Here is a 316-nt window from a genome sequence, read left to right as displayed (position 1 = left end):
GAACTGGTCTCCGTGCTACCAGACTTGTTGGCTCGCTTCCGCCCGCTGTGGGAGAACGTGCTGACCGACCTGCGGCATCCGCGACCGCTGCGGATCGAGGCCGATCCGTACGGGTGGTACGACTCGGAGCCGGAATACCCGAACAAGTCCTCCGACAGCGATGGTGAGGCGTACGCCGAAGCCCTCCGGACATGGGAAGAAGCCCAGGATTCCTGGTGGGAGAATCGTCGTCCGGTCATCCCGGTTGCCCCCGCCTTCACCCCGCCCGAGATGGCCGACGGGTCCGACCGAGTTGACCTGCGTGGCCGCTCTCTCC

Annotated in this window: 1 pseudogene; it reads left to right on the top strand. The window is 66.1% G+C overall.

What is annotated here, in order from left to right:
- A pseudogene (locus TN53_RS43630) lies at positions 1-316 on the top strand (DUF4246 domain-containing protein); the annotation flags it as partial.

It is taken from the genome of Streptomyces sp. WM6386 (assembly GCF_000972385.1).
Classification (GTDB): domain Bacteria; phylum Actinomycetota; class Actinomycetes; order Streptomycetales; family Streptomycetaceae; genus Streptomyces.
The sequence above is the reverse complement of the archived record's forward strand: the minus strand, read 5'-3'. Positions and strand labels throughout refer to the sequence as shown.